We start from the raw sequence: 1,686 nt of genomic DNA, 5'->3' as shown, positions 1-1,686 counted from the left end.
GCCGAGGCCGCCGCGACCGAGCCCGCCACCGCCGAGGCTGCCGAGGCCGACGCCCCCCAGAGCCCCCACCCCCCGTCCCCCGAGGCGACCGGCCCCGCCGGCGCCGACCGGGCGGCCCCGCCCCGCCCCGACGCCGCCCACACCGGCGCCGGTCCTGCGGCGGCGTCCGGCCGCCGGAGCACCCAGACCTCCTGAGGAGCCGCGCCGTGAGCAGCACGTCCAGCCCCAGCACCGCCACCGCCATCCCCGCACCCGCCGGCGCGCCCACCGGCGGCGCCCCGGCCGCCGCCGAAGGGATCGGCTGGGTGCTGAGCCCGCTCCTGGAGCTGCCGGGCGTCGTCCACGCGGTGATCGCCACCGGTGACGGCCTGGTCGAGGCCGCCTCGGCCGGCCTCGGCCGCGCCTCCGCCGAGCGGGTCGCCGCGATGACCGCCACCGTCCACGCGGCCGCCCGCGCGTTCACCACCGCCTTCACCGACACCGAGCAGCCCCGGCTGGCGCAGACCGTGGTCGAGTCCGAACTGGGCTTCGCCGTCGTCGTCCCGGCCGGGGAGAACACCTCGCTCGCGGTGTTCACCACGCCCGAGGCCCAACTCGGCAACGTCGCCTACCAGATGCAGGTCCAGGTGGCCGCCCTCGGCCGCGCCCTGGCCAGCCCGGCCAGGCGGCAGGACGCCCCGCGGTCATGACCGCCGTCCCCCGCAGGCGGATGGTGCCCGCCTACCTGGCCACCGGCGGCCGGGCCCGCGCCGGCGCCGACGGATTCGAACGGCTCACCGTGCTGTTCGCGACCGGCGCCGAGCCCCCGGAGGCGCTCACCGAGCTGGAGGCCGAGCACCGGCGGCTCTGGGAACTGCTGCGGCCCGGCGCGCTCACCGTCGTGGAGGCCGCCGCGCACCTGCGGCTCCCGGTCAGCGCGACCGTCTTCCTCGCGGCCGACCTGGTCGAGGCGGGCTGCCTGCACGCCCGCGCGCCGATCCCCCGCGCCCAGCAGACCGACCGCTCCCTCGTCGAGAGGCTCCTCGTTGGACTCCGCACTCTCCGGTAGGCCGCCCGGTCCGGGGCGCCCGGACCGAGTGGGCTACCTGCCCGACCCCGAACAGACGCTGATGAAGCTCGTGGTCGCCGGCCCCTTCGGCGTCGGCAAGACCACCTTCATCCGCACCCTCTCGGAGATCCCCACCCTGCACACCGAGGAGGCGATGACCGAGACCGGCGCCCCCGTCGACGACCTGGCCGGCCTCCCCGGCAAGGCCACCACCACGGTCGCGGTCGACTTCGGCCGGCTCACCCTGCCCGGCGAGGTGGTGCTGTACATGTTCGGCACCCCCGGCCAGCGGCGGTTCTTCCCGCTCTGGCAGGACATCGCGCGCGGCGCCCTCGGCGCCCTGGTGCTGGCGGACACCCGCCGGCTCGCCGACTCCTTCGAGATCATGGACATGGTCGAGGAGCAGGGCCTGCCGTACGCGGTCGCCGTCAACCGCTTCCCCGAATCGCCGGCGCACCCGCCCGAGGTGCTCCGCGCCCACCTCGACCTGCACCCGGCCACCCCGCTGGTGCTCTGCGACGCCCGCGAGCGCGGCTCCAGCCTGGACGCCCTGATCGCGCTCACCGAACACGTCCTGCACGGCCTGCCGCCCTCCGCCCCGGAGCAGTCATGACCACCCCCACCGCCCAGCCCCCGAC

At 77.0% G+C, this 1,686-nt stretch carries 3 protein-coding genes and 1 pseudogene; all 4 read left to right on the top strand.

The genetic code is table 11. The features are described 5' to 3' along the window. A pseudogene (locus VR45_RS41430) lies at positions 1 to 195 on the top strand (2-oxoglutarate dehydrogenase, E2 component, dihydrolipoamide succinyltransferase); the annotation flags it as partial. Between the two features lie 101 nt (positions 196 to 296). Beyond that, positions 297 to 689, top strand: coding sequence for a roadblock/LC7 domain-containing protein (locus VR45_RS41425; protein ID WP_030394988.1), 393 nt, complete (start codon positions 297 to 299; stop codon positions 687 to 689). Then, positions 686 to 1,048: a DUF742 domain-containing protein gene (locus VR45_RS41420; RefSeq protein ID WP_045945152.1), complete on the top strand. Its 363-nt coding sequence runs from the start codon at positions 686 to 688 to the stop codon at positions 1,046 to 1,048. The genes VR45_RS41425 and VR45_RS41420 overlap by 4 nt, the downstream gene beginning before the upstream one ends. Before the next feature lie 61 nt (positions 1,049 to 1,109). Then, positions 1,110 to 1,661 carry an ATP/GTP-binding protein gene (locus VR45_RS41415; RefSeq protein WP_078897571.1) on the top strand — a complete coding sequence of 184 codons (552 nt, stop codon included), beginning with the start codon at positions 1,110 to 1,112 and terminating at the stop codon, positions 1,659 to 1,661. Positions 1,662 to 1,686: the final 25 nt, after the last annotated feature.

It is taken from the genome of Streptomyces sp. NRRL S-495 (assembly GCF_000966955.1).
Taxonomy (GTDB): domain Bacteria; phylum Actinomycetota; class Actinomycetes; order Streptomycetales; family Streptomycetaceae; genus Kitasatospora; species Kitasatospora purpeofusca.
This window is presented reverse-complemented; position numbering and strand designations above follow the sequence as displayed.

Excerpts from the sequence above, each read along its gene's own strand:
- VR45_RS41415 (WP_078897571.1), top strand. The coding sequence starts at position 1,110 with ATGAAGCTCGTGGTCGCCGGCCCCTTCGGCGTCGGCAAGACCACCTTC.
- VR45_RS41420 (WP_045945152.1), top strand. The coding sequence starts at position 686 with ATGACCGCCGTCCCCCGCAGGCGGATGGTGCCCGCCTACCTGGCCACC.